The organism is Wolbachia endosymbiont (group A) of Therophilus tumidulus (assembly GCF_964277345.1).
In the GTDB taxonomy this organism is placed as follows: domain Bacteria; phylum Pseudomonadota; class Alphaproteobacteria; order Rickettsiales; family Anaplasmataceae; genus Wolbachia; species Wolbachia pipientis.
The window spans coordinates 1,281,335-1,306,134 of sequence record NZ_OZ195515.1; the positions used below are offsets into that span (position 1 = coordinate 1,281,335).

The 24,800-nt window shown below is 36.2% G+C and carries 27 protein-coding genes and 3 tRNA genes; 16 read left to right on the forward strand and 14 right to left on the reverse strand.

What is annotated here, in order from left to right; translation table 11 throughout:
* Position 1: 1 nt before the first annotated feature.
* The 5 genes from ACICQD_RS06790 to ccmE are packed head-to-tail and all read left to right on the forward strand — an operon-like array spanning position 2 to position 4,213.
* Positions 2–1,444: a NuoM family protein gene (locus tag ACICQD_RS06790; protein WP_010962955.1), complete on the forward strand. Its 1,443-nt coding sequence runs from the start codon at positions 2–4 to the stop codon at positions 1,442–1,444.
* Complete coding sequence (locus ACICQD_RS06795) at positions 1,441–2,826, forward strand: NADH-quinone oxidoreductase subunit N (RefSeq protein WP_209472428.1); 1,386 nt, start codon at positions 1,441–1,443, stop codon at positions 2,824–2,826. The genes ACICQD_RS06790 and ACICQD_RS06795 overlap by 4 nt, the downstream gene beginning before the upstream one ends.
* A 4-nt stretch (positions 2,827–2,830) precedes the next feature.
* Positions 2,831–3,703, forward strand: a complete 873-nt coding sequence (locus tag ACICQD_RS06800; RefSeq protein WP_209472430.1) for a biotin--[acetyl-CoA-carboxylase] ligase — start codon at positions 2,831–2,833, stop codon at positions 3,701–3,703.
* The gene (locus ACICQD_RS06805; protein ID WP_209472432.1) at positions 3,700–3,837 is read left to right on the forward strand and encodes a hypothetical protein; all 138 of its coding nucleotides are present in this window, start codon (positions 3,700–3,702) and stop codon (positions 3,835–3,837) included. The genes ACICQD_RS06800 and ACICQD_RS06805 overlap by 4 nt, the downstream gene beginning before the upstream one ends.
* On the forward strand, positions 3,821–4,213 hold the full coding sequence (ccmE, locus tag ACICQD_RS06810) for a cytochrome c maturation protein CcmE (RefSeq protein ID WP_174515681.1): 393 nt from the start codon (positions 3,821–3,823) through the stop codon (positions 4,211–4,213). Before ACICQD_RS06805 ends, ccmE begins: the two co-directional genes overlap by 17 nt.
* 70 nt (positions 4,214–4,283) lie before the next feature.
* On the opposite strand, the gene ACICQD_RS06815 is transcribed toward ccmE, so the two are convergent.
* The 4 genes from ACICQD_RS06815 to ACICQD_RS06830 form a co-directional block, all read right to left on the reverse strand.
* Positions 4,284–4,718 (reverse strand): hypothetical protein, encoded by a 435-nt coding sequence (locus ACICQD_RS06815; RefSeq protein WP_209472434.1) that lies wholly within the window; start codon positions 4,716–4,718, stop codon positions 4,284–4,286.
* Between the two features lie 123 nt (positions 4,719–4,841).
* Complete coding sequence (locus tag ACICQD_RS06820; protein ID WP_065094379.1) at positions 4,842–5,156, reverse strand: hypothetical protein; 315 nt, start codon at positions 5,154–5,156, stop codon at positions 4,842–4,844.
* A gap of 62 nt (positions 5,157–5,218) precedes the next feature.
* The gene (locus tag ACICQD_RS06825; RefSeq protein ID WP_395461779.1) at positions 5,219–6,745 is read right to left on the reverse strand and encodes a magnesium transporter MgtE N-terminal domain-containing protein; all 1,527 of its coding nucleotides are present in this window, start codon (positions 6,743–6,745) and stop codon (positions 5,219–5,221) included.
* 212 nt (positions 6,746–6,957) lie between these two features.
* Positions 6,958–7,033 (reverse strand) — tRNA-Ala (locus ACICQD_RS06830).
* A gap of 341 nt (positions 7,034–7,374) precedes the next feature.
* Between ACICQD_RS06830 and ACICQD_RS06835 the strand changes: the two genes are divergently transcribed.
* A tRNA-Lys gene (locus ACICQD_RS06835) sits at positions 7,375–7,447 on the forward strand.
* Positions 7,448–7,466: 19 nt separating this feature from the next.
* Positions 7,467–8,720: an NADH-quinone oxidoreductase subunit NuoF gene (gene nuoF, locus ACICQD_RS06840; protein WP_010962959.1), complete on the forward strand. Its 1,254-nt coding sequence runs from the start codon at positions 7,467–7,469 to the stop codon at positions 8,718–8,720.
* Between the two features lie 28 nt (positions 8,721–8,748).
* Here the strand turns inward: nuoF and infC are convergent, their stop codons facing one another.
* The 5 genes from infC to nuoI are packed head-to-tail and all read right to left on the reverse strand — an operon-like array spanning position 8,749 to position 11,991.
* Positions 8,749–9,267, reverse strand: a complete 519-nt coding sequence (gene infC, locus ACICQD_RS06845; protein WP_006279610.1) for a translation initiation factor IF-3 — start codon at positions 9,265–9,267, stop codon at positions 8,749–8,751.
* A 12-nt stretch (positions 9,268–9,279) separates the two neighbouring features.
* Positions 9,280–11,181, reverse strand: coding sequence for a threonine--tRNA ligase (gene thrS / locus ACICQD_RS06850; protein ID WP_264374070.1), 1,902 nt, complete (start codon positions 11,179–11,181; stop codon positions 9,280–9,282).
* On the reverse strand, positions 11,178–11,393 hold the full coding sequence (locus ACICQD_RS06855) for a hypothetical protein (RefSeq protein ID WP_155969049.1): 216 nt from the start codon (positions 11,391–11,393) through the stop codon (positions 11,178–11,180). The genes thrS and ACICQD_RS06855 overlap by 4 nt, the downstream gene beginning before the upstream one ends.
* Entirely contained in the window at positions 11,387–11,509 is a 123-nt protein-coding gene (locus tag ACICQD_RS06860; protein WP_264374069.1) for a hypothetical protein, read from the reverse strand. Before ACICQD_RS06860 ends, ACICQD_RS06855 begins: the two co-directional genes overlap by 7 nt.
* A complete protein-coding gene (gene nuoI / locus ACICQD_RS06865) occupies positions 11,509–11,991 on the reverse strand; it encodes an NADH-quinone oxidoreductase subunit NuoI (RefSeq protein ID WP_038199316.1) in 483 nt (160 codons plus the stop codon). Before nuoI ends, ACICQD_RS06860 begins: the two co-directional genes overlap by 1 nt.
* A gap of 131 nt (positions 11,992–12,122) precedes the next feature.
* On the opposite strand from nuoI, the gene mnmE reads away from it, so the two are divergent.
* The 4 genes from mnmE to ACICQD_RS06885 all read left to right on the forward strand — a co-directional run bounded on the left by mnmE (position 12,123) and on the right by ACICQD_RS06885 (position 15,768).
* Positions 12,123–13,649 carry a tRNA uridine-5-carboxymethylaminomethyl(34) synthesis GTPase MnmE gene (gene mnmE, locus ACICQD_RS06870; protein WP_395461780.1) on the forward strand — a complete coding sequence of 509 codons (1,527 nt, stop codon included), beginning with the start codon at positions 12,123–12,125 and terminating at the stop codon, positions 13,647–13,649.
* A gap of 47 nt (positions 13,650–13,696) precedes the next feature.
* A tRNA-Ser gene (locus ACICQD_RS06875) sits at positions 13,697–13,784 on the forward strand.
* Between the two features lie 177 nt (positions 13,785–13,961).
* Positions 13,962–14,978 carry an NAD(P)/FAD-dependent oxidoreductase gene (locus ACICQD_RS06880; RefSeq protein WP_395461781.1) on the forward strand — a complete coding sequence of 339 codons (1,017 nt, stop codon included), beginning with the start codon at positions 13,962–13,964 and terminating at the stop codon, positions 14,976–14,978.
* 613 nt (positions 14,979–15,591) lie between these two features.
* Positions 15,592–15,768, forward strand: coding sequence for a hypothetical protein (locus ACICQD_RS06885; RefSeq protein WP_341821894.1), 177 nt, complete (start codon positions 15,592–15,594; stop codon positions 15,766–15,768).
* On the opposite strand, the gene ACICQD_RS06890 is transcribed toward ACICQD_RS06885, so the two are convergent.
* The 3 genes from ACICQD_RS06890 to rpmF are packed head-to-tail and all read right to left on the reverse strand — an operon-like array spanning position 15,736 to position 17,915.
* Positions 15,736–16,692 (reverse strand): beta-ketoacyl-ACP synthase III, encoded by a 957-nt coding sequence (locus ACICQD_RS06890; protein ID WP_353282031.1) that lies wholly within the window; start codon positions 16,690–16,692, stop codon positions 15,736–15,738. The two genes, ACICQD_RS06885 and ACICQD_RS06890, sit on opposite strands and share 33 nt — an antisense overlap.
* On the reverse strand, positions 16,685–17,722 hold the full coding sequence (gene plsX / locus ACICQD_RS06895) for a phosphate acyltransferase PlsX (RefSeq protein ID WP_395461834.1): 1,038 nt from the start codon (positions 17,720–17,722) through the stop codon (positions 16,685–16,687). Before plsX ends, ACICQD_RS06890 begins: the two co-directional genes overlap by 8 nt.
* A gap of 10 nt (positions 17,723–17,732) precedes the next feature.
* Positions 17,733–17,915, reverse strand: coding sequence for a 50S ribosomal protein L32 (gene rpmF / locus ACICQD_RS06900; protein ID WP_010962967.1), 183 nt, complete (start codon positions 17,913–17,915; stop codon positions 17,733–17,735).
* A gap of 575 nt (positions 17,916–18,490) precedes the next feature.
* On the opposite strand from rpmF, the gene ACICQD_RS06905 reads away from it, so the two are divergent.
* From ACICQD_RS06905 to ACICQD_RS06925, 5 genes are all read left to right on the forward strand, one after another.
* Positions 18,491–19,273: an MlaE family ABC transporter permease gene (locus ACICQD_RS06905; RefSeq protein WP_395461782.1), complete on the forward strand. Its 783-nt coding sequence runs from the start codon at positions 18,491–18,493 to the stop codon at positions 19,271–19,273.
* Positions 19,266–19,967 carry an ABC transporter ATP-binding protein gene (locus tag ACICQD_RS06910; RefSeq protein WP_006279859.1) on the forward strand — a complete coding sequence of 234 codons (702 nt, stop codon included), beginning with the start codon at positions 19,266–19,268 and terminating at the stop codon, positions 19,965–19,967. Before ACICQD_RS06905 ends, ACICQD_RS06910 begins: the two co-directional genes overlap by 8 nt.
* A gap of 320 nt (positions 19,968–20,287) precedes the next feature.
* The gene (locus tag ACICQD_RS06915; RefSeq protein ID WP_182367341.1) at positions 20,288–20,785 is read left to right on the forward strand and encodes a hypothetical protein; all 498 of its coding nucleotides are present in this window, start codon (positions 20,288–20,290) and stop codon (positions 20,783–20,785) included.
* Between the two features lie 72 nt (positions 20,786–20,857).
* On the forward strand, positions 20,858–22,021 hold the full coding sequence (dxr, locus tag ACICQD_RS06920; protein WP_395461783.1) for a 1-deoxy-D-xylulose-5-phosphate reductoisomerase: 1,164 nt from the start codon (positions 20,858–20,860) through the stop codon (positions 22,019–22,021).
* A gap of 287 nt (positions 22,022–22,308) precedes the next feature.
* Positions 22,309–23,244, forward strand: a complete 936-nt coding sequence (locus ACICQD_RS06925; protein ID WP_213863185.1) for an Rpn family recombination-promoting nuclease/putative transposase — start codon at positions 22,309–22,311, stop codon at positions 23,242–23,244.
* Positions 23,245–23,278: 34 nt separating this feature from the next.
* On the opposite strand, the gene ACICQD_RS06930 is transcribed toward ACICQD_RS06925, so the two are convergent.
* Positions 23,279–24,526, reverse strand: a complete 1,248-nt coding sequence (locus ACICQD_RS06930; RefSeq protein ID WP_010081919.1) for an IscS subfamily cysteine desulfurase — start codon at positions 24,524–24,526, stop codon at positions 23,279–23,281.
* A 90-nt stretch (positions 24,527–24,616) separates the two neighbouring features.
* On the reverse strand, positions 24,617–24,757 hold the full coding sequence (locus ACICQD_RS06935; protein WP_153296798.1) for a hypothetical protein: 141 nt from the start codon (positions 24,755–24,757) through the stop codon (positions 24,617–24,619).
* Between the last annotated feature and the right edge of the window lie 43 nt (positions 24,758–24,800).

Below are 24,800 nucleotides of genomic sequence, written 5' to 3' on the forward strand. Positions count from 1 at the left end.
GGTGTTGTTACTTAGTATATTCTTGCTTCCACTGATAGGAGCGTTGATTTTATCCTTAATCAGGATTAATCATCAATCTATACACTTAAGATTCCTTGCTCTATTTTTTGCTGTACTTCCATTTTTGCTTAGCATTGTAGCTTGTATAGAATTTGATTATAACAATGCGGACTTTCAGTTTGTCAGCTACCCAATTAGAAATGTTGGAATAGGGATAGATGGTATATCGTTGCTTTTCCTTCTGCTTACAACTTTCTTGTTTGTAATTTGTATACTCTACAACTGCAAAATGAGTTATACGACCCTAAAAGCCTATATGGCATTGTTTCTACTGCTTGAGAGTTTTGTAGTCGGTTTTTTCGTTTCACTGAATGCTATAAGCTTTTATGTGTTTTTTGAAGCTGTTTTAATACCAATGTTCTTTATTATTGGCATCTGGGGAGGAAAACACAGGGTATATGCAACGTTTAAGTTGTTTCTTTATACATTAACTGGCTCATTATTATTTCTACTTGGATTGGTTTACATCTATAACATTTTTGGAACGTTTAATATACAAAAATTAGCTACATTAGTGCCAAGCCTTGATCTTGAAGTGCAGTCATTGCTGTGGATTGCATTTTTTATTTCTTTTGCAATAAAAGTACCGATGTTTCCATTTCACACTTGGCTTCCTGATGCACATGTGCAATCACCAACTTCTGGATCTGTGATTTTAGCTGGCTTGCTTATTAAAATGGGGGGATATGGATTTTTAAGGTTTTCTATTCCAATGCTTCCTCAGGCAAGTTTGTATTTTTCAAATTTCGTTGTTGTGCTGAGCATTATTGCGGTGATATATGCTTCTCTAGTTGCGTTTGCTCAAGATGATATAAAGAAGTTAATAGCTTATTCTTCAATAGCACATATGGGGATCGTTACTGCTGGCCTCTTTTCATTTTGTGAGGAAGGAGTACTGGGTAGCATATTTCAAATGATTAGTCATGGCCTTATTTCTGCTGCTTTATTTTTATGTGTTGGAATGCTATATACTCGAACTGGAACTTTGGAGATTGCAAAATATTTTGGCATAGTAAACACAATGCCAAAATTTGGTTTTATGTTCATTTTATTTTCAATGGCTTCAATAGGGCTACCTGGAACATCTGGGTTCGCAGGTGAGTTTTTGGCTATGGTTGGAATGTTTAAGAGCATAGGGTTTTTTACAGGATTTATCGCACTTGGCACTATTTTAAGCGCAGTTTATATGCTGAATTTATGTAAGCAAATAATATGGGGGGTTAGCTATTCTAAATTATTAAATAACCGTTTGGATAGCATAGAATTTTCTGTCTTAATTCTGCTTGCAGTGTTTGTTATTTTGCTTGGATTTTACCCAACCCTTGCACTGAATTATTTGAAGCCATGTATGGCAAATTTGTTAGTCAAATATAATGCGCTATGAATTATATACAGATATTGCCGGAAACGTTCTCTATTATCTCCTCGTTAGTGTTGCTGCTGCTTGGGATTATATTTAACCGCAGAACTATCAACTTATTAGCACTTGGCTGCACAGTGGTAACTTTGATTATTTTAATTCTTTCGGCAGAAAACAATGAAATTTTTCTCTTTAATTCGTTGTTAAAACTCAATTTATACATCAGGTCAGCCCAAGGGTTAATTCTCAGCACAGGAATTTTAATACTTTTGATGCTGAATTTATCAAAATATGACTATAAGTATGAATTTTCAATGCTGATTCTTTTTGCGCTATTTGGCATGATAACTTTGGTTTCAGCAAATAGTCTGATTTCTTTTTATTTAGCTTTTGAGTTGATGAGTATATCTTTGTATGTTCTTGCGAGCTTTAATAAAGATTCGATTTATTCATGTGAAGCAGGAGTGAAATATTTTACACTCAGTGCATTATCTTCCTGCATTATGCTATATGGAATGTCGCTGCTTTATGGATATACAGGACAAGTCAATTTCTCTGAGCTCGGTTCATTCTTGCAAAACCATCAGATAACTTATGGAATAGTTTTTGGGTTAGTCTTTGTCCTAATTGGTTTGTGTTTCAAGCTTGCTATTGCTCCTTTTCATATGTGGGCTCCAGATGTCTATCAAGGTGCACCTACCATAGTAACTGCGTTTTTTTCTACGGCCCCAAAAGCTGCACTTGTAACATTTTTAATTCGATTGATGAATGAAGAGTTAGTAAATGTAAAAAGTTATGTTCAGCCTATTTTCTTATACGTTTCAGCATTGTCTGTGCTTATCTCAGCTTTTGGGGCCTTACGTCAGCAAAACTTAAAAAGGCTGCTTGCTTACAGTTCAATTGGTCACATTGGTTTTATATTTGCTTCACTTTCTATTTTTACACAAGCAGGAACAGATAGTGCCTTAATGTATCTGGTGATATATATCATCACAAGCATAGGGCTATTCTCATATCTCGTACAAATTGACGATGACGATTGTGATATTGCAAATTTATCTGGTATAGGGAAGAAACGCCCAATTGTAGCATTTCATCTTTCTGTGCTGTTACTCTCAATGTCGGGAATACCTCCACTTGCTGGGTTTTTCGCTAAATTTTTTATATTCAAAAGTTTAATAAATTCTGGCTTTATCAGCCTGTCCTTGATCCTTGTAATAGCGAGTGTGATATCATGCTACTATTATTTAAATATCATGAAAGTTATGTATTTTGATAAAGCTAGTGGTAATAAGGTTGCTTATTCTAAGGGTCTATTCATTATCACTTCAGTGGCTTCACTGATCAACCTCGTTCTTTTCTTGTATGTAGAAGATCTTTACTCACTCATTGAACTAAAGGGCTGACAAGGTGATCCCTGAGGGCTTTCATATTCATCATTACAAAGAAGTTTCAAGCACTAATAAAGAAGCGTTGGATTTAATTGATAAAGGAATATCAAATGAAACCGTTATTATTGCCGATAAACAAACAGAAGGCAGGGGGCGCACCGGAAAAAGTTGGGTTTCTCCAGAGGGTAATTTTTATGCGAGTTTGGTGATAAACCTCTTTAACGATTATCTGAATGAAAGCCAGCTTTCGGTGTCATTCCAGCGCGTGACGCTGGAATCTAGAAAAAAAGAAGAATGGATCCCAGTGTCAAGCACTGGGATGACATCAGAGGGCATTGGGATGACAGAGAAGGGTTTGGTGAATAAAATTGCGGATGTTAGCAAATTAACAGAATTGACTTTTGTTACTGCTCTTGCTGTTGGAAATACTATACTGTCATTTATAAATGGTCTAAATCTCCAGTATAAGTGGCCAAATGATGCCCTTATTGATGGCAAGAAAATAAGTGGAATATTGCTTGAAAAAAGATCCAATTCGAATTGGCTCATTATAGGAATTGGAATTAATGTCAGTCATGCACCACTTCCAGGAACAACGTGCATTAGCAATTACGGTGAGTCTGTGTCTAACATAGATCTGTTAAAGGAATTAATAATAAATTTTAATAAGCTAAGAAAGCAATGGCTATTTGATGGGTTTTATGCTATAAGAGAAATGTGGTTAAAAAAAGCATTCAAAATGAATGAGCAAATCAGTGTAAAGTTAGCTGACAAATTGTATGAAGGAATTTTTGCTGATATAGATAAAAGTGGTAAATTGGTGTTGCAGCAAAAGGATGGAAGCTTAATTTATTTTGATGCAGGTGAGTTATTTATTGGCAGTGCATTATGAATACATATGTAATTTTTGCTTACCTTATTAGTTTCACGCTGATTGTTGGAGAGCTAATTTTTACCATTTCTTGCTATACTAAAAGTAAAAAAATTCTAGAAAGCCTGAAAGATAATAATGAAGAAGAAACATAAGCGATTACTTATAACTTCAGGAATTTTCTGCTTTTTAAGCTGCATAGTCTTTTTTATTTTAACAACGCTCAAAGAAAATATCTCATTTTTCTATACAGTAAGTGAGGCAATAGTTTTACCAAATAGTCAAAAGCCAATCCGTGTTGGTGGAATGGTTGTTGAAGATAGTGTGATACGGAGCGAAAGTGAAGTAGTTTTTCAAATGACAGATTTTAACAAAAGCGTTGTGGTAAAATACCAGGGAATACTTCCACCGATGTTTTCAGAAAAAAGTGGTGTTGTTGTGCAAGGTAAAATGTCTGATAATAATACCTTTCTTGCAGATACGGTGTTTGCAAAACATGATGAGAACTATATGCCGAAAGTTTTAAAATAGATTCCTTAATCTGGCTATATTGAAATAGTATGTAGAGAGAGTAACAGCCTGCTAGCAAGCTGTGACTTTCCTAACTACTACAATATATCAGAGTGAGTTGGTGCTTCCCATTCATCATATTATCACCACCAATTGTTCCTGTTTTTAATTTTTCAACCTCTTCTTTTAGGTTGTTAAGGTTTCCTTCCAAAATTTTATAATCCTTCTCAGCCTCTATAGCTATCATCTCAAGCCTATCTAAATCTTTATACAATAGATCCACTTCATCTTGACGATCCTTCAGCTCATTATTCAATTTAGGAACAAATGTGTCGTTTAAATCTGCGATTAGTTTATCTAGAATTTTGTGAACGTAATTGACCGATGCATTCTTTTCTTTATCGCTCTCAAAAGATTTAGGCTTAATTTTGACCTCTATGTCGTCTATTACTCTAGGGTTATCTCCGCCTATTTCGCTTATTAATTCAAAGTTGCTTTCGCTTTCTTTTACACTGTAATTACTCATATTAACTCCTATAAAAAATTATAATTTTAAAATTAATTCAGCTACATTGAAATGGTATGTGAAAAAAGTAATAGCCCAGTGGGCTATTACTTTTTCTTATTTTTGCTAATTATTAGCTATTTTCTATCCTAGTGGATTTAACTCTGGAGAAAAAAAGGTGTTGGGATTTGTTATGTCAGAATCCGTGAATGAATCTACTTCATCTCTCAATTTATCGATTTTCTCAATTAAACCTGAATCTTTATCACCAATTTCCTTCTTTATTGTAGATAAGTGCTGTGTGGTTTGGCTTACTACATTATTGATATGTTTTATTATGGAATTGACTGATCCTACAAATGTCGAAGTTTGTACCATCCCTTTAGTTCCTGATATCTCTTTTAATGGTGTCTCAATTAACTCCACATTAAATTTTTTATCTTCTGTTAAATTACTCATATCTATTAACTCCTTAAATAATAATATTAAAAATAATGTTATTCATTATCTTCTGTAATCTGCTAAACAGATATGGAGTAATCCTGAACAGTATAAGCATCATTACTGTTAAGGTAATACTCTTCATTTACTACAGAAGAATGTTGATATCTAAATTGATTGGGGTTAACTATATCATCACCTTCCAGCAATTCCTTAAGTTCTTCAAGTTTTTCTTTCATTTCCTCTTGTTTCTTGTTTTGTTCATCAAACTTCTCTTTTAATGCATCAATAATAGCTTTAGACTGATCTTGATTGCTGAGATCACCAATCACAGCTGTCACTTTCTCATAAGGCAGTTTGTGAATGATGTCTTTAAGCTCTTCTGCACCTACGTTATCCAAAAGTTCTTTAAACTGCTCATTAGACATATTGCGAGCAAAAGCTTGAAGTTTTTCTGGGTTGTCAGCTAAAGACTTAATGATAATCTGAATCCTATTAGAATCAGTTAAATCCTGAGCAATTATGCCAAGTTTATCATGATCAAGCTTATTAACTAAGTCTTTCAGTTGGTCTTCTTGCAGACTATTTACTAAAGCTTTCAACTGATCACCTTCTAATTCTTTGGAGAGTATTGTCAAGTGGTGCTCAGCCAAGTCTTTTGCAAGCACTGTAAATTGCTCGTCATTTAAAGTTTTAATAAGTGCTTTGAACTGATCCACTTTTAAGTGAGGTAAAATTTCTTTTACTTGCTCTGAATTTAATTTTCTCACTAGAGCTTCAAGCTGAGTATCATTTAAAATAGGAACAATTATTTGTAACTTTTCTGGATTTAGTTCCTGAGCGAGGGTTTTTAGCTGGTGATTGGTTAGATAATCCACTAAAGCTTGGAGTTGTTCATCTGTTAAGTTCTCTGCTAAGGCCTGCAACTGGCTTGAGCTCAGTTCAGGAATTATTTTTTGCAGTTGCTCGTTACTAAGAGTATTGGCAAGAGTTTTTAGTTGGTCGTCTGTTAGGCCCTGAATAAAAACTTTAGTAAACGCGTTTGATAGCAACAGTAGCACATCTCTTATATGTCTCTCACCGTAGTATAACATAATGTCTTGTAATACCTCATTGTCAGGTGAATCGATTATATTTCCTGCCTCGTCTGAAAAATAATATTTATTGTTGCCAGTATCTGAATCTTCCCATGTTACATATTTGTATTCCAATTTTTTTGATTTAATAGAACTGCTACACATAGTTTTGAAAGGCTGCACAAGCTCTCTTGTATATGATAACTTAGCCAACTCATTACCGTAATATACAAATGTATGGTTACTTTTTACATAATCTAAGTTAGAATCACTTTTATAATCTTTGGCTACCAGATTTCCTTCATTTTCTTCCTCCAGACATATGTAACTGTCTAGGCAAGAACTGCTGCAAAGTTTTATAGGCAATAAGCCTAGTACTACATCGTTTTTATCATCCAGCGATACAAGCTCAACTTTTTTAATAGGCATTGTAGGATCATTACCTTCAGGCCACTTTATCCTTGTAGTCGGGGTTTTTCTAAACACCTCTTTTCCAGGTATCATCTTAAAAACATGCTTTTTTCCACTCATAGGCGTTACCAATAAATTAATTGTTAGTATTCTAACATTTATTGATTAATTTATTGTTAAGTTAGTATATATTACAATTGTAATAACCAACATTACTTGTGTAGAGAAAAGTTACGAAAAGAAATAGAGATTTTCAGGGAAATAGTATAAAATCCTCATAGATTAAAATAAGCTGCTTTGACAGGTTTTGTGGCGGCTAGAGCTGTATAGACTGGTGGAGGCAAGCGGGATCGAACCGCTGACCTTCTGCGTGCAAAACAGATGCTCTACCAGCTGAGCTATACCCCCAGGTAATTCTTGCTTAAAGCATAAATCACTCAGGCTGAAATGCAAGAAATATTTATCTATTAGGCTATTGCTAAATAGTGTACAAATTCTGCAGGGTGTACACACTTCTCTATTTTTTTGTCTCCTTAGCGTTATACGTCACACCATCCAAATAAATCTGTGAACTGAAAATTAACAAGAAGTTTTCCTTTGGAAATTTTTTTAAATTATTCATAGATTTTTTAACTAAATTATCACTAACGCAGTATATTATATAATTTATTTAACCACACATGAAAATTTTAGTTTGATTAAAACGGATAAAAACTGTATTGATGTTTAGTATAGCTGAAAAATGAAATGATCCCGTAGCTCAGCCGGTAGAGCAACTGACTTTTAATCAGTGGGTCACGCGTTCGAATCGCGTCGGGATCACTCACAAATTTTGAAAAACATGCTAAAAGAACAAGACAAAATATTCACCAACCTAAATGGTAAAGGAACTCCACTACTTGAGGGTGCAAAAAAACGTGGTAGCTGGCAAAAAACAAAGGAATTACTGGATTTAGGATCAGAAAAGATCATTGATGAAGTAAAGAAATCTGGTTTGAGAGGTCGAGGGGGTGCAGGATTTTCCACCGGCCTTAAGTGGAGCTTTATGCCCAAAAATCTCCCAAAAGCATATTTAGTAGTCAATGCAGATGAGTCAGAACCTGGTACATGTAAAGATAGAGATATATTGCGATATGAGCCACATAAGTTACTTGAGGGAATTCTCCTGGCCGGCAAAGCGATCAGCGCATCAGTTGCATATATTTATATCAGGGGTGAATTTTATAATGAATATTTAGTTCTAAAAAAAGCACTTGAGGAAGCCTATAAAGAAGGTTTAATTGGAAAAAATGCCTGCAAATCAGGTTATGATCTTGATGTGTTTATCCATAGGGGCGCAGGAGCTTACATATGTGGGGAAGAAACAGCTCAACTCGAATCAATTGAAGGAAAAAAGGGCTTTCCTCGCATGAAGCCTCCATTTCCCGCAGGTGTTGGACTTTTTGGCTGCCCAACCACAATAAACAACGTTGAAACTATAGCCATGGTTCCAGATATTCTGAATCGCGGAGGAGAATGGTTTGCATCTCTTGGTAAACCAAATAATACTGGTACCAAGGTCTTTTGTATTTCAGGGCACGTAAACAACCCGTGTAATGTTGAAGAAGAGCTCGGAATTCCATTACGTGAATTAATTGAAAAATACGCAGGTGGAGTGCGAGGAGGTTGGGATAATTTACTTGCTGTAATACCTGGTGGGTCTTCAGTGCCATTAATTCCAAAATCTATATGTGATACTATTGAAATGGATTTTGATTCATTAAGAACTGCACAATCAGGGCTTGGTACTGCTGCTGTAATAGTGATGAATAAATCAACTGATATAATAGCTGCAATAGAGAGGTTATCACACTTTTATATGCATGAGTCCTGTGGACAATGCACACCATGCCGTGAAGGTACTGGATGGATGTGGAGGATTATGAAGAGGATGGTGGCAGGAGATATTAAGCCTGATGAAATAGATAAGCTGCTTGACCTTACAACTCAAATAGAAGGACATACAATTTGCGCACTTGGCGATGCTGCAGCTTGGCCGATTCAAGGATTAATAAGACATTTTCGCCATGTTATCAAAGAGAGAGCGATAATTTAACTTTACTTATACTTCTTAAGCCGTTTTGCTACTTAGCAACCAGAGCTAAAAAATATTGATTCCCTTCTCTTTTAGGTGCCAATTCTACCTTTGCGATATCTTCAGTGTCTCGAATTAGCCGTTCTAATTTTTCCAGTCCAACTTCAGTGTTTATAAGCTCTCTCCCTCTAAATCTCATTGTGACTTTAATTTTATGTCCGTGGGCAAGTAAGTCTCTTGCTTGACGCAATTTTGTTCCGTAATCGTGATCACCAATATTGGGACCCAGTTTAATTTCTTTTATAGTTAATGTTTTTTGTTTCTTTTTTGCTTCACTTGCTTTCTTTTTTATATCATACTTTTGCTTGCTATAATCCAGAATTTTACATACTGGAGGGGTTGAATCAGGTGCAATTTCCACCAAGTCTAAACCAACACCCTGTGCAAATTCCAAAGCTCGTTCTATTGGCACGATTCCGACCATTTCACCACTATGATCAACTAAGCGTACCTCCTTAGCTGTGATAAATCCATTAATTCTGTTTTTATTGTTCTTTTTAACTTGCAAACTTTAACTCCCTTAATTCAAATTAATACTTTTTAACAGCGATTCATTAGCCTTTTCCAAAGAAAAAGACTCCTGTCTTTCCGATCCTAAATTTCTTACTGACACAGTTTTACTTGTAACTTCATTTTTGCCTACAATCCACAATATAGGAACCTTGTTTGAACTATGCAAACGTATCTTATAACTAATTTTTTCATTGGTCAAATCAGTCTTGACTCTCACACCTTGTTCTTTTAAAATATTGCTAATTTCTGTGGCGTAACCGTCAGCTTCATTTGTAATGGTCAGAATAGCAAGTTGCGTTGGAGCAAGCCAAACTGGAAATTTTCCTGCATAATTTTCTATCAAAATTCCGATAAAACGCTCAAAAGTCCCAAGAATTGCCCTATGTAACATGACAGGGTGATGCTTGTGCCCATCTGCCCCTATATAAAAAGCTCCCAGACGTTCTGGTAAAATGAAATCAACTTGTAATGTTCCACATTGCCAATTTCTGCCTATTGCGTCTTTCAAAACGAACTCTAACTTTGGACCATAAAATGCACCTTCACCAGGGTTAAGTTTATAACTCAAGCCCGCTTCTTTAACGGCTTCAAGCAGCGCTTTTTCAGCTCTATCCCACACTTCATCATTACCTGCTCTAATATCTGGACGGTCTGAAAATTTCACAGAAATTTCATTAAATCCAAGCTCTGAATATACTTCTTTTAAAAGGTCACAAAACTTTATAGTCTCAGAATTCACTTGTTCTTCCATACAAAAAATGTGTGCATCGTCTTGCGTAAAACCACGCACTCGCATCAGTCCGTGCAATGAGCCTGAGCTTTCATTTCTATGGCATGTGCCAAACTCTGCCATACGTATTGGTAAATCACGGTAGCTCCTGGTGTGAGAATTAAAAATCTGCACATGACAAGGACAATTCATGGGTTTTATTGCTAACTTTTTATTCTCAGATTCGTCAACAATAAACATATTTTCACGAAACTTATCCCAATGTCCAGATCTTTCCCACAGCTCTTTACTTACTAAAATAGGAGTTTTTACCTCAAAATAGCCATTATTTATTAGCTTCTTTCTGATGTAAGACTCAAGAACATTATATAGAATATATCCTTGTTCATGCCAAAAAACCTGCCCAACAGCTTCCTCTTGGATGTGAAATAAATCCATATCCTTGGCAATTTTGCGGTGATCACGTTTCTCTGCTTCTTTGAGACACTCAAGATAAGCGTTTAATTCATCCTTATTTCTCCATGCTGTGCCATATATTCGCTGCAACATTGGGCCCTTTGCATCACCTCGCCAGTATGCACCCGCTACTTTCATAAGTTTAAACGCTTTAACTCTACCGGTTGATGGTGAGTGCGGACCACGGCATAGGTCAACAAAATCACCTTGCCTATAAACAGTTAGGTTTTCACCCTCTGGTATGGATGAGATAATATCAACCTTATATTTTTCGCCTATACCACTAAAGAAATCAACTGACTGCTTGCGAGTCCAAACTTCTCGAACAAATCTGTGGTTACTTTTTACAATCTCTTTCATTTTCTTTTCTATTGCGGTAAGATCGTCCGTAGTGAAGGTACGACCTGTAGCAAAATCATAGTAAAAACCGTCCTGAATTGTTGGGCCGATAGTAATCTGAGTATTAGGAAATAGCTCTTTCACTGCCTGTGCCATTATGTGAGCAGCATCATGCCTTATTATATCTAAACCCGCTTCGTCACTCAGTTGTATCACCTCTATCTCTGCATCAGCTTCAATTTCACGTGAGAGATCATGCAACTCACCATTTACCTTAAAGGCAATTGCTTCTTTCAAAACATCCGGTTGTAATATATCAAAGCCAGTAACTTTACCACTGTATTCTTTTACTTTTTGTTCGGCTGAAAAAGTAATCCTAATCATTTATCGACCCTTTTGTCTAACCCTCTCTTTGTCATCCCAGTGCGTGACACTGGGATCCATCTTATTTTTATAATGGAAATTAGTTTAACGTATGCTCCTAAAATCTGTTGTCCATTGCACAATTTGCAAATATTTTTATACCTGGACCCCAGTGTCAAGCACTGGGATGACACCTTTGTGTTTGAGGCAAAACAGGCTATAACATTTAACATACTGCCCTCGCAAACAAATGTTTGTACAGTTGTGTATCAGCTACTGGGATGACACCACCCCTAGTGGGCACTGCCCCTAAATCATAATGGATAACAGGGTTATAAGCTCTGAACATTAATAATAAGGCCTATTCTTTTTTAACCTGAGTGCAATTGCGTCTTCCCAAACTTCACCATTACGCAATAACTTTTCTTTATTGTACATTAGCTCCTCTCTTGTTTCAGTAGCAAATTCAAAGTTAGGACCTTCAACAATTGCATCAACTGGACATGCCTCTTGGCAAAGTCCGCAGTATATGCATTTTGTCATATCAATATCATAGCGCGTGGTGCGGCGACTACCGTCTTCTCTTTCCTCTGCTTCAATAACTATTGCTTGAGCAGGGCAGATAACTTCACATAATTTACAAGCTATGCATCGTTCTTCACCGTTTGGATACCTACGCAACGCATGCTCACCACGAAACCTTGGACTTAAAGGGCCCTTCTCCATAGGATACCTCAAAGTAACCTTTGGCTTAAACATATATTTTAATGTAATAACAAACCCTTTAATTAACTCTACAAAAGACCAGTACCAAGCTAATTTCTTGAGCATAAAATATTTAAAACTTGTGTCAGTCATTATAAATCATATTATCAGTTTTCAAAATAAATATTTTCACCTGGGTGACTTTTTAGGTATTTTGGTTTCTTAAGTGTAATATTGCTAAGTAGTTTATATAAATAATGACAAACACAAATGAAACTATTTTCGCTTTATCGACCGTATTTGGTAAGTCAGGAGTTGCAGTAATCAGAATTTCAGGCAACTACGCGCTTAAAGCTTTAAATCATTTTCATATTAAGAAAGAAATTAAACCAAGATTTGCTACTTTAGTTGATCTATATGATGATTCCAGTCAATTGATAGATAATGGAATAATCATCTATTTCCCTGCTCCAAACAGTTTCACTGGCGAGGATGTTATAGAGCTACAAGTGCATGGAAGCAAGGCCGTCATAAAAATCATCTTGGAGGAATTATCAAAAATTTTCGTTATGGCCAGGCCTGGAGAATTCTCACTTAGGGCTTTTCTAAATGGTAAATTTGACTTAACGCAAATAGAAGGGATTGCAGACTTAATTGATGCTGAGACGAAAATGCAAGCTAAACAAGCGATTAAGCAGATATCAGGAGAATTGGAGAGACTATACAGCAATTGGAGGCAAAGATTAATAACGATACAATCCAAAATCGAAGCATATATAGACTTTCCAGAGGACATTTGGGCAGAAAAAAGTGAATTGGAAAAAATTAATAATGAAGTGCAATCTCTCGTGCGATTGATACAAGAGCATTTAAATGATAATAGACGGGGCGAAAGGTTGCGTGAGGGTTTACATATTGTAATAACTGGTGAACCAAATGTCGGTAAATCAACTCTGTTTAATTTCTTAGCCAAGCGTGATATTGCTATTGTTTCTGAATATGCAGGCACAACAAGAGATATACTTGAAGCTCATATTGACATTGGCGGATACCCAATCATTCTCTCTGATACTGCTGGAATTCGTGAAAGTTCAGATCCAATAGAATTAGAAGGTATAAGTCGAGCGAAAAAGAGGTCTTTTGAAGCTGATTTAAGAATAGAGCTATTTCCTTTTGAACAACGACACGATGTCAATTATCAAGCCACAGGCAATATACCATCTGTCGTTGACACACAACTATGCAAATATTGTAATCAACAAACGGTGTCATCCCAGTGCTTGACACTGGGATCCAGATATAAAAATACTTGCAAATTATGCAATAGACAATGGATTCTAGAAACATGTGCTGAAAACAATATTCATAGCTGGATTCCAGTGTCAGCTACTTGCATGACATCAGACCAAAATGACACCATTTATGTATTGAGCAAAGCTGACGATGTTATCAATAATCACAATATAAAAATTAATGGCATAGATCTTTTACCCATTTCTATTCTAAAGGAAATAGGTACAAACAAATTGATCTCTCTCATAAAAGAGAAGGCAGAGGAAAAATTTGGGCATGATAGAGACACTCCTGTAATCACTCGGCAAAGACATAGGAATCACATGAAGAAAGCACTGGAACATTTACAACGTTTTAATATCGATAATCCAATTGAGTTGATATCTGAAGATTTGAGGCTTGCTGCATTTGAACTTGGTGCGGTGATTGGAATTATTGATGTTGAGGAAATATTGAGTAGTGTGTTTAGCAACTTTTGCGTGGGCAAGTAAAGCTTTTATAGATTGCTTAAAATCAAATGTTGTGATAGAAAAGAAATGGACGGATGGCCGAGCGGTTTAAGGCACCAGTCTTGAAAACTGACGTACGTGATGAGCGTACCATGGGTTCGAATCCCATTCCGTCCGCACGCTACTTTTAGCATCCCACTATGTTAGCTGATTTTTAGAGCTTATTTGGACTATGTGGTTCGTAACGCTGGAAATCTTGTCTAATCTAGCCACATCTTTTAAAAATACATCCCTTTGTAAATTGACCTTGTTAGCAAAGAAAGCTAATATCTATAAATAGATCACCATCTGAATATGAAAACCGATATAGTAATAATAGGTGCAGGACCTGTTGGAATATTCACTGCTTTTCAAGCGGGAATGCTTGATATGAGATGTCATATAATAGATGTTTTGGATCAAGCAGGAGGACAATGCACAGCTCTTTACCCAGAAAAGCCAATATACGATATACCTGGTTATCCTGTAATTACTGCCCAAAAATTAATTGAGCAGCTAATGGAGCAAGCTTCGCCATTTAAGCCTATTTACCATTTAAGTCAAAAAGTAGAAAAGATTTCAAATAACGAAGGTGAAAACTTTACTATCATAACGAGCATAGGTACAGAGGTAAAATGTAAGGCTGTTATTGTTGCTGCAGGTAATGGAATGTTTGAACCTAACCGTCCACCCTTAAGTGGTATATTAGAATATGAAAATAAATCTGTATTTTACAGTGTAAATAAAATTTCTGATTTTCAGGATAAAACTATAGTCATTGCAGGGGGGGGTGATTCTGCGGCTGATTGGACTGTAGAACTTTCTAAAGTTGCAAAGAAAATTTATGTGATACATAGGAGAAAGGAATTTCGCTGCACTCCTGAAACTAGAAATAAATTAGAATCACTTGAAATTGATGGAAAAATAGAACTGGTAGTGCCATATCAATTACACGAACTAGCAGGAAGTAATGGGCAGTTGAGCGCAGTGATAGTAAAAAACATTGCCTCTAAGGAAGAAAAAGAAATATCCGCTGATTTTTTGCTGCCATTTTTTGGATTGTCAATGAATCTTGGTCCAATAAACAATTGGGGTATACAGTTAGAACATAGCCGCATAGTTGTCGACCCAGCTACACTTAAAACCAGTAGAGATAGGATATATGCAATCGGAGATATAGCTATTTATTCAGGCAAACTAAAATTAATACTAAATGGTTTTGCTGAGAGCGCCATGGCTTGTTATGACATATACAAAGTAATCCACAACTCTCCAGTCAATTTTCAATATTCAACTTCAAAGGGAATTCACGGGAAAGAAAAACTTCCTTGACAAACCTCGCCAGCTCCCTTATCATGAAACTGAAGCTATTGTATTTGCTTTCGCCAATCTGCAGATTAAAAGGTAAGGATTACTTAATGTATCGGCGTCTTATGTTCAATTTTTTGCAGTATATAGATACTGTATGTCTTTACAAAACTTCATCTACATCTAGATTTTTATCTAAATAAGCTGAACGCGCTTACAAAGCGTTACAAGACATCAAAAAATGCCAATACTCGACAGAGATAGTAAAAGACTAGCTAACTCGGGGATTCTTTGTCTTTTTTTCTGCTTAGTAAATTTCTTAAACGTTTGCAGCGTAAGTTAGTTGCAATTAAAAGCAGCTTAATCTCGCTTGTCAAGCGTTTAAAACATAAAAAACGCCAATATTTTAAAGCGGATAATAACCCCAGGGCTTCTTTTGCCTTTTTTTTCATTTGGTAAATTTCTTAAATATTTGTGGCTAAACGACAACCGTCATCCCGCTGCTTGTTAGCGGGATCTAGAGATACCGCGAATGAATCGCGGTATGACGTAGGACTGCTGTCATTCCAGTGCTCCTTTTTTTGTCATCCGAGTAGCTGACACTGGGATCCAGGAAACTTAACTTTACACCAGGTGAATGTACAATAAGAACTGGATTCCAGACTGGAATGACACCGAAGGGGCTACTGGGATGACAAAAGGGGGCACTGGGATGACAGGAGAAAGAGGTACTGGAATGACAAGAGAGGGTACTTGGGTGACAGGAGGTAATGCAGGAAGTCTAATAACGCAGCAACACAGAACCCCAGGTTAGGCCTGCACCTATTGAAATCAGCAGTGCCAGGTTTCCTAATTTTATTTTTGATTTTTGTATTGCATAATCAAGTGCTAGTGGGATTGATGCCGCTGAAGTATTTGCATGTTGATCAACGGTATTAATCACTTTCTCTATAGGGAAATCTAACTTCTTTACTACTGCTTCAATAATACGAATGTTTGCTTGATGGGGAATTAGCCAGTCAATATCAGTAATTTTCAAATTATTGCATTTCAGAGTTTCCTCTATTAAGGCTGTTAACTTATCCACTGCATGTTTAAACACTTCTCTTCCATTCATGTATATTTTTCCAGAATCACCAGTTGAGGATATCCCTCCGTTCGTACATAGTATGTCCACATTGCCGTCAGAGTATAAGTTTGTTGATATGATGCCGCTGCTACCCATTTCTGATTTTATTATCACTGCACCAGCACCATCACCAAAGAGTACACAAGTTGACCTATCTTCCCAGTCAACAATCCTAGACATTATTTCAGCACCAATAACGAGCGCATATTTAATTCTATTGTTAGATTTTATGAGCGAATCAGCAACTGTAACTGCATATATAAAACCAGAGCATGCTGCTTGTACATCAAAAGCAAATGCGTTTTTACATTTTAACTTACTTTGTACAATCGTTGCACAGCTAGGAAAAGTTTTATCAGGCGTTGTTGTGGCAACTATGATTAAATCAATTTCATCTACTGAAATTTTAGCTTTTTCTATAGCATTTCTTGCTGCATTTACAGCTAAGTCTGATGTTAACTCTCCTTCATCTGCTATATGCCTTTGAACTATTCCTGTTCTCTGCCTTATCCATTCATCGCTCGTCTCAACTATCGATGCAATTTCGTTGTTACTCAACATTTTTCTTGGTAGGTAAGATCCAGTGCTTAATATGAAACTTTTATTCAATATGACTTACCCCGTTAATTATCTTTTGATTTAAATTTTCACTAATTGCATTTACTGCAAATTTTATGGCATGGGCAAAAGAAATAGCATCAGAATTTCCATGACTTTTAATGATGATACCATTCAGCCCTAAAAACATAGCTCCACTTCTAATTTGGGGATTAAAACGCGTTAATGCTTTATTTAGTTTGGATTTTAACAATATACCAACAAGCATTTTCGCTATCCACGAGTTGAATACTTCCTGCTTTATTAGATTGATAAAGGTACTAGCGGTTGCCTCAGCCGTTTTGAGCATTACATTGCCAACAAAACCATCAGCAACAATCACATCTATATTACCCTCTAAAAATTCACTTGCCTCTATATACCCTTTGAAATTAATGCCTGGAGCGTTTTTAAGCAACTCAAAAGCGCCGCGCACTGAGTCATTACCTTTAACTTCTTCTGTGCCGATATTTAGCAAAGCAACTTCAGGATTGTCAATTTTTAATGCTATTTTTGCAAATATACTACCCATTAACGCAAATTGAAATAATGAGTCGGCATTACAATCAACATTTGCACCAAGGTCAAGCAAAGCAAAGCTTTTTGTCTTAGTTGGACAGATAGAGGCAATAGCAGGACGATAAATATTTGGTAATGTTCCTAAAATAAATCTGGAAATTGCCATCAATGCTCCGGTGTTGCCTGAAGATACCACTCCGAAAGCTTTACCTTCTTTCACTGCAACAATTGCAGCTTTCATACTTGAGTCTTTACGATGTCTCAGTGCAAAAGATGGCTTATCATTTGCAAGGACATTGTCAGAACAATGAGTAAACTCAGAATTGTTACTTACTTTTTTGTATTTTGAAAGCAAAGGAGATACTTCTTCCTTATCTCCATAAATATGAAAAAAAACTTTAATGCCTGGGTCAACAAGGTTGTCTAAAAAAAAACCAGCACCCTGAATTACGGAAAGAGGCGCAAAATCGCCCCCCATAGCGTCAAGTGCAATAACTATATTATTATTGACCGTAGGTAACATATCATAATAGTCACTCTGCCTGTTGCTTGATGAAAACCCGTTTTCCTTTGTAACTGCCATCAACTGCTACGTTATGAGGCAACATGAATTCCCCAGTTGTTGAACATACCACAACATTCTTAGGCTCAATAGCATGATGAGAACGATGCATATTACGCCTTGACTTTGACTTTTTTCTTTTTGGAACTGCCAAAATTTCCTCCATTCTACTACAAAATACAATACATTAGTAACATGTTTTTTACAAGAAGTAAACAGGGATAGTAAAATAAGTAAGGTTTGCTTATGTAATTGAGTTCTATAGCTAAAGTGGCTCTACAATTTGAAAAACCGTCATTCCGCTACTCGTTAGCGGAATCTATACCGCGCATAGCTGTACGAACATTCATTTTTGAAGGTAAATTGCACAACAGATGATGTCATTCCAGTCTGGAATCCAGAAATTTTGCTTATAACTGAGCTGATGAGCTAAAGGTAGTTGTCTTACGCTAAAACAAACGTTTTTAATTAAGTTGCATAGAAGCTGGATCCCAGTGTCTGGGCACTGGCCCACTGGTGGGAATTGCTCCCAAACTACAACGTTCGTACAGTTGTGGATACCGTGGCGGTATGACGTAGGGAAACCTTTCTTGGGTTAGCTATATGAGCTTTAAATTAAAACATCAAGTATGTTGAACTTAAAACATATCTCAGCTATACTTTGCGATAAAGTTAATAAAAATTTTAATAAAATCAGTAAGACTAACCTCTAGCTAAAATGAATACAAAGTGAGCTTTTTTGATATAAATAGTGTTAGAATAATTGGTAGGTACTTTATCAATTTTTTGTTAAGGCTTGGTAGTGCATTCATATTTTTTATTCAATCTCTATACCACTGCCTTGTGCCACCATATTATTTTAGCAACATAGCAAGACAAATTACAGAGATAGGCTTTTTCTCTCTGCCAATTGTTGGGCTCACTGGAGTTTTTATAGGAGCGGCAATAGTTTTACAAAGTAGCTTGAGTGACCCATTAATTAACCAAGAACAGATAATACCCAAACTTGTTACGATCACTATCATTAAAGAGTTAGGACCAGTTTTGATCAGCTTAATAATGGTAGGAAAGGTTGGATCATCAGTTGCAGCAGAAATTGGTACAATGCGCATCACCGAGCAAATAGATGCACTTACAACCTTGAACATCAACCCTTTTAAATATTTAATTGCACCAAGGATTTTAGCGTCAATCATAGTATTTCCCATACTTACAGTATGTGCAGATTTAATAGGAATATTTGGAGGATGTATCACTGCAGTCTTCGAATTTAACCACAATTTAAATATATACATTAAACACACAGCTCAGTTCTTTAATACGTATGATTTTATAACTGGGCTAATAAAAGCAACTGTATTTGGCGCCATAATTTCTGTCTCAAGCTGCTATTACGGTTACCATTGCAAAGAAGGTGCACGAGGAGTAGGTGTTGCTACAACATCAACTGTTGTTTTATCGTCCATACTGATCATTTTAGCAAACTACATGATTACTTTGATACATGCGTAACCCCATAATATCAATATTGAACTTAAGCTTATCTTTTGATGATAGGACAGTACTAAAAGATCTAAATTTTGATATATTAAAAGGGGAATCATTAGTCATACTTGGTGGCTCAGGAAGCGGCAAATCTGTATTAACAAAAACAATTATCGGCTTGCTTGCTCCAGACTCAGGGTCTGTTAAAATAAATAGTAAAAGCAAAAATAAATTTGGGGTTTTATTTCAAAATTCCGCTTTATTTGACTACGTTACAGTGTGGGAAAATATATCTTTTAATTATAAAAAGCGCTTTAATATCAGCAAAAAAGAGGCAAAACAGCTAGCAATCGAGAAGTTAAATGATGTTGGACTGGAGGAAAGCATAGCAGATATGTTTCCAATAGAGCTATCAGGTGGAATGAAAAAAAGAGTGGCACTTGCAAGGGCGATTGCACACAATCCAGAAATCATTATTTTGGATGAACCAACTTCAGGATTGGACCCAATTATGTCAGATATAGTAAACGAGATAATAATAAAATTATCTAGAGATCTTAACCCTACAATTATCACGATTACACATGATATTCATAGCGCATTTAAAATAGCTGATAAAATAGCAGTATTATATGAAGGGGAGATCATTTCCCATGGAACTGTTCAGGAAATACAAAATACTAATAACGAATATATAAAAAAATTCATTCATTATATATAGCTAAAGATATATACACTATTGCTAACAGTCATATTTTTAAGTTTTAACTTTGTAAAAGGTAGTGAACATTGGAATTCAGATTTTTTTCAAACTGGATCCTATAGCTAACACGTCATACCGCGATTCATTCGCGGTATCTCGGCATAGATTCCGCTAACTAGTAGCGGAATGACGAATTTGTCGTTTTTCAAATTGTCGTAAGTCAGTTTAGCTATATATAGGATGACAGAAATTGTTTGTATTAGCTATATTCAAAAGCTCTATTGATATTTTGCAATATTTGTGATAAAATAATAGCTTAAGGTTGAGAGTAAAAATTTATGAGTGAAGCTCAAGGTCCAAACATTGCAGAATGGCAAGCGCAGCAGCAACACCAAGAGGCTGCTGGTGAGAAAAGTGGTTTTGGTCTTGGTCATAGTGACTCTGTTTCAACAGTTGTCGATGGAATGAAATGGTTGTTCAACTTTCATGAAGGAGCAATTGCTGCTTATAGTAACGTGTTTGAAGGTTTGGTGAGTGGCAGTAGTCTAGTAACATTGTTTGGAAAGTCAGGTAATATGTTTGGCATAAAATTTCTTGAAGGCCTTGCAGAATATTTTTCAGGTGGAGGTGGGGAAGATATGCCATCAGAAGGAATGGATATGGCTCATGGTGATGAGGGACCTCACTCAGATGATTACCCTCATGCCAATAATGAAATGGCTCATAATGCTGATGGTTTGCAAGACATGCATGATGCAGGTGATCACCATGGTCAATCTTTTTCACCTGGTCCTTCACCATCTGTTGGCGATGACCACGGACATGAACTTGGTTAAACACTTAAAAACTATTGAATAGTTGGAAGAAGGCCTAATAAGAAAAGTTGCTGTTGTTATGAGTTTGTCTTAGTGAAAAAGGTTTCAGTTTTAGGATCAACAGGAAGTGTTGGAAAAAAGACTGTAGATTTGCTCTCAAAGAGAAAAGAAGAATACCAAGTGGAAGCACTAAGTGCCCATTCGAACTTTGCTCTACTGGCACACCAAGCAAAACTGCTAAATGCAAAATATGTTGCTATCTCCGATGAAAGGCTTTACAAAGATTTGAAAGAAAGTTTACTTGGTACAGATGTAAAAATAGCAATTGGTGCTACAAATGTTGCTGCTATACCTGTTGATCTCTCAGTTGTTGCAATAGTTGGCATTGCAGGCCTTGGGCCAGTTATGGAAGTTATAGAAAGCGGTACCAAAGTCATTGCATTGGCAAACAAAGAAAGCATTGTTTGCGGTGGAAAGTTATTACTCAAAAAAGCTAAAGAAAAAAATGTACAAATAATCCCTATTGACTCTGAGCACAATGCAATTTTTCAAATTTTGCAAAATGACGACAAATGCGTAGAAAAGATCATACTTACTGCTTCTGGTGGACCATTCTTAAATTATAGCCTTGAGCAATTAAGAAATGTTATGGTAGATAAGGCGCTTAGTCACCCCACTTGGAATATGGGAAAGAAAATCTCGGTTGATAGCGCAACAATGATGAATAAGGCACTAGAGATAATAGAAGCACATAACTTGTTTAATATCAGCCCGGATAAAATTGAAGCAGTAGTGCATCCTGAGTCAATAGTACATGGAATTGTAACTTATAAGGATGGGTTCAACTTTGCTGTGCTTGCAGAAACTGACATGGCAATTCCTATTTCATATGCTCTATCTTGGCCGGAAAGATCAGCTTTAAATCGTAAATTAGATTTAACAAAGCAAGGAAAATTGACCTTTCAAGAACCAGACCATAAGCGTTTTCCTGCGCTAAAGCTTAGCATGGCAGTGTTAAACTCTTCTGCTCCACAAACAAACAGTATTGTGCTCAATGCTGCAAATGAAATAGCTGTTAATGAATTTTTGAAGTCACGAATCGGCTTTTTAAAAATAGTAGAGGTAGTGGAATCAACAATGGAAAGTTTTGGTAGTTATACTGATATTAATTCACTATCTGATATAATAAATATTGATTATGAAAGTCGTATTATTGCTCACAAAATTGTTGAAAGTAAAGTTGTTGCGTATAGCTAGAGTAATGTAACCAGACTGCATTCTGTGATTTTTAGCAAAACACGATACACAATCGTCATTCCGCTACTAGTTAGCGGAATCTATGCCGAGATACCGCGAATGAATCGCGGTATGACGGTTCGCGGTGGTATGACGGTTAAGTAATTCGTCATCCCGCTGCTTGTTAGCGGGATCTAGAGATACCGCGGCGGTATGACGGTTCGCGGCGGCATAGCTATCTTCAAAAATATGGTTGAATAATTGTTAATAATAGTGTATAATTATTAATATTTTTAAGCACTTTGGCTATGGCTTTATCTAAGTTTCTCGACCCTAAGCTGGATTTAACCTTCAAAAAAATATTTGGCACTGAAAAAAATAAGAATATTCTCATACATTTTTTGAATGATATTTTAGGGTTTACCGAGATAAATACTATACAAGAAGTGGAATTCCTCAGTACTATAATGGATCCTGAAATTGCCTCTGATAAGCAAAGTATAGTTGATGTTCTTTGCAGGGACTCTAGTGGGGCTAGGTATGTGATTGAAATGCAGCTCACTCGCGATAAAGGCTTCGAAAAACGAGCTCAACTATATGCTGCTAAGGCTTACTCAAGGCAAGCTGATAAATCTGGTAAGTACATTGATTTAAAGAAGGTTTTCTTTATTGCTATCTCTAATTGTAATTTATTTCCTGATAAGCTTGATTATATATCCAGCCACACTATAAGAGATGAGAAAACCAATGAGCATGACTTAAAAGATTTTCAATTTGTATTTATTGAACTACCTAAATTTCCTAAGAATAAGGAAGAACAGCTAGAAAGCATAGTGGATCGTTGGTTATTTTTCTTCAAATATGCAGATGAAACTACGGAAGAAGACTTAAGGAAAATAGCAGAAAAAGCACCAATAATAAAGTTAGCCTACGATGAATTAGACAGGTTTAGCTGGAATGAAAAAGATTTAGTAGCTTATGAAGAAAGAATAATGGATCTACGGAAAGAAGAAGCCATTCTTGAATACAGACTTGACCTTGCTACTGAAAAAGGCATCCAAATTGGCGAAGAAAGAGGCATCAAAATCGGTAAAGAGGAAGGGAAAATTGAAGGAAAAATCGAAGGAAAAATCGAAGTCGCAAAAGCAATGCTGGCTAACAATGTTGATGTCAACACTATTGTCAAATTTACTGGCCTTTCTATTAGTGAGATTGAAGAATTAAGTGTGAACGGTACAGAGTAATTTCAAAGTGCATTTGCAGTTGGAACGGATACATTTAATGAGAGTCCCATTTCACGGTGTTCAAATCTACTCCTTCTTGTACCATCTCCCAAAGTGGGCTCATTTCTCTCAGTCGGCCAACATTTTTAGCAACAAGATCTGCTGCATACAAAACTTCTTCTCTAGTTGTAAATCGGCCTAGGCCAAATCTAATTGATGAATGCTCAAGGTCATGGCCATTATTTAGCGACCGTACTACATAGGAAGGCTCAAGAGACGCAGACGTGCACGCAGAACCAGAACTTACTGCTAAATCCTTGATTGCCATGATGAGAGACTCACCCTCAACATAGGGAAAGCTCAAGTTTAGGTTGCCAGGAATTCTATTTTCATAATCACCATTTAAAACGATATCAGGAAACGCTTCTTTTATCTTGTTATACAAAATATCCCTTAATTCTTCCACTCTAGTTGTTTCTTTTTTCATTTCTTCTCTAGCAATACGTGCCGCTTCACCAAAACCAACTGCAAGAGGTGTTGGAACTGTTCCAGAACGCATGCCTCTTTCCTGTCCACCACCACTAATTAGTGGTATCAGCCTAACACGAGGATTCTTTCTACGTACATATAATGCGCCTATTCCCATAGGTCCATAAATTTTGTGGCTAGAGAGACTCATAAGATCAATGCACATCTCATTAACATCAATTGGAACTTTTCCAAAGCTTTGAGCTGCATCTGTATGGAAAAATATATTATGCTTTCTGCATATTTTACCAATCTCCTTTACAGGCTGAATTACTCCGATTTCATTATTTACCATCATTACTGAAATCAAAATTGTTTTATCAGTAATTGCTTCCTCAAGCTTTGATAAATCTATAATTCCGTTTTGCTTAACAGGCAAATATGTAACTTTAAAGCCTTCATTTTCCAGATGCCGACAAGAATCCAGAACACACTTATGCTCCGTGCAGACAGTGATTATATGATTTCCTTTATTTTTATAAAAGTGAGCAACGCCCTTGATTGCCGTATTATTTGACTCAGTTGCACCTGAGGTAAAGATAATTTCTTTGCTATCTGCGTTCACCAGATCAGCGATGTGTTTCCTTGCTTTTTCCACTGCTTCTTCAGCAGTCCAACCAAATGAATGGCTGCGAGAGTGTGCATTGCTGAACTCACCAAAGTAAGGTATCATCACCTCTAAAACACGGGGATCTACTTTAGTAGTAGATTGATAATCAAGAAATATTGGTAATTTTATTTTAGCATCGTGTATTTTTTTACTTTCAACATTCATAAAGCTACCACGGAGACAAAATTTACAATTATTTTATAGCATTAAAACTTAATTTTTTCAAGATATAATCTTGCATCAAGTACAAAAGTGTCATCCAAGTAGCTGACACATAACTGTACGAACATTTATTTGCGAAAGCAGTGTGTTAAATGTTATAGCCAGTTTTGCCTCAAACACAAAGGCAGTGCCCAGACACTGGGATGACACCCTATTGGTGGCAATTGCTTCCAAATCATAATGTTTGTACAGCTGTGCGCCGTGCGCTGGAATCCGT

Bases quoted from the DNA above. Each gene is read 5' to 3' on its own strand.
- ACICQD_RS06795 (WP_209472428.1), top strand. From the start codon at position 1,441: ATGAATTATATACAGATATTGCCGGAAACGTTCTCTATTATCTCCTCG.
- ACICQD_RS06805 (WP_209472432.1), top strand. From the start codon at position 3,700: ATGAATACATATGTAATTTTTGCTTACCTTATTAGTTTCACGCTGATT.
- ccmE (WP_174515681.1), top strand. From the start codon at position 3,821: ATGAAGAAGAAACATAAGCGATTACTTATAACTTCAGGAATTTTCTGC.
- ACICQD_RS06815 (WP_209472434.1), bottom strand. From the start codon at position 4,718: ATGAGTAATTACAGTGTAAAAGAAAGCGAAAGCAACTTTGAATTAATA.
- ACICQD_RS06820 (WP_065094379.1), bottom strand. From the start codon at position 5,156: ATGAGTAATTTAACAGAAGATAAAAAATTTAATGTGGAGTTAATTGAG.
- ACICQD_RS06825 (WP_395461779.1), bottom strand. From the start codon at position 6,745: ATGAGTGGAAAAAAGCATGTTTTTAAGATGATACCTGGAAAAGAGGTG.
- nuoF (WP_010962959.1), top strand. From the start codon at position 7,467: ATGCTAAAAGAACAAGACAAAATATTCACCAACCTAAATGGTAAAGGA.
- thrS (WP_264374070.1), bottom strand. From the start codon at position 11,181: ATGATTAGGATTACTTTTTCAGCCGAACAAAAAGTAAAAGAATACAGT.
- ACICQD_RS06855 (WP_155969049.1), bottom strand. From the start codon at position 11,393: ATGTTAAATGTTATAGCCTGTTTTGCCTCAAACACAAAGGTGTCATCC.
- ACICQD_RS06860 (WP_264374069.1), bottom strand. From the start codon at position 11,509: ATGTTCAGAGCTTATAACCCTGTTATCCATTATGATTTAGGGGCAGTG.
- nuoI (WP_038199316.1), bottom strand. From the start codon at position 11,991: ATGCTCAAGAAATTAGCTTGGTACTGGTCTTTTGTAGAGTTAATTAAA.
- mnmE (WP_395461780.1), top strand. From the start codon at position 12,123: ATGACAAACACAAATGAAACTATTTTCGCTTTATCGACCGTATTTGGT.
- ACICQD_RS06880 (WP_395461781.1), top strand. From the start codon at position 13,962: ATGAAAACCGATATAGTAATAATAGGTGCAGGACCTGTTGGAATATTC.
- ACICQD_RS06885 (WP_341821894.1), top strand. From the start codon at position 15,592: ATGTACAATAAGAACTGGATTCCAGACTGGAATGACACCGAAGGGGCT.
- plsX (WP_395461834.1), bottom strand. From the start codon at position 17,722: ATGTTACCTACGGTCAATAATAATATAGTTATTGCACTTGACGCTATG.
- ACICQD_RS06910 (WP_006279859.1), top strand. From the start codon at position 19,266: ATGCGTAACCCCATAATATCAATATTGAACTTAAGCTTATCTTTTGAT.
- ACICQD_RS06915 (WP_182367341.1), top strand. From the start codon at position 20,288: ATGAGTGAAGCTCAAGGTCCAAACATTGCAGAATGGCAAGCGCAGCAG.
- ACICQD_RS06925 (WP_213863185.1), top strand. From the start codon at position 22,309: ATGGCTTTATCTAAGTTTCTCGACCCTAAGCTGGATTTAACCTTCAAA.
- ACICQD_RS06930 (WP_010081919.1), bottom strand. From the start codon at position 24,526: ATGAATGTTGAAAGTAAAAAAATACACGATGCTAAAATAAAATTACCA.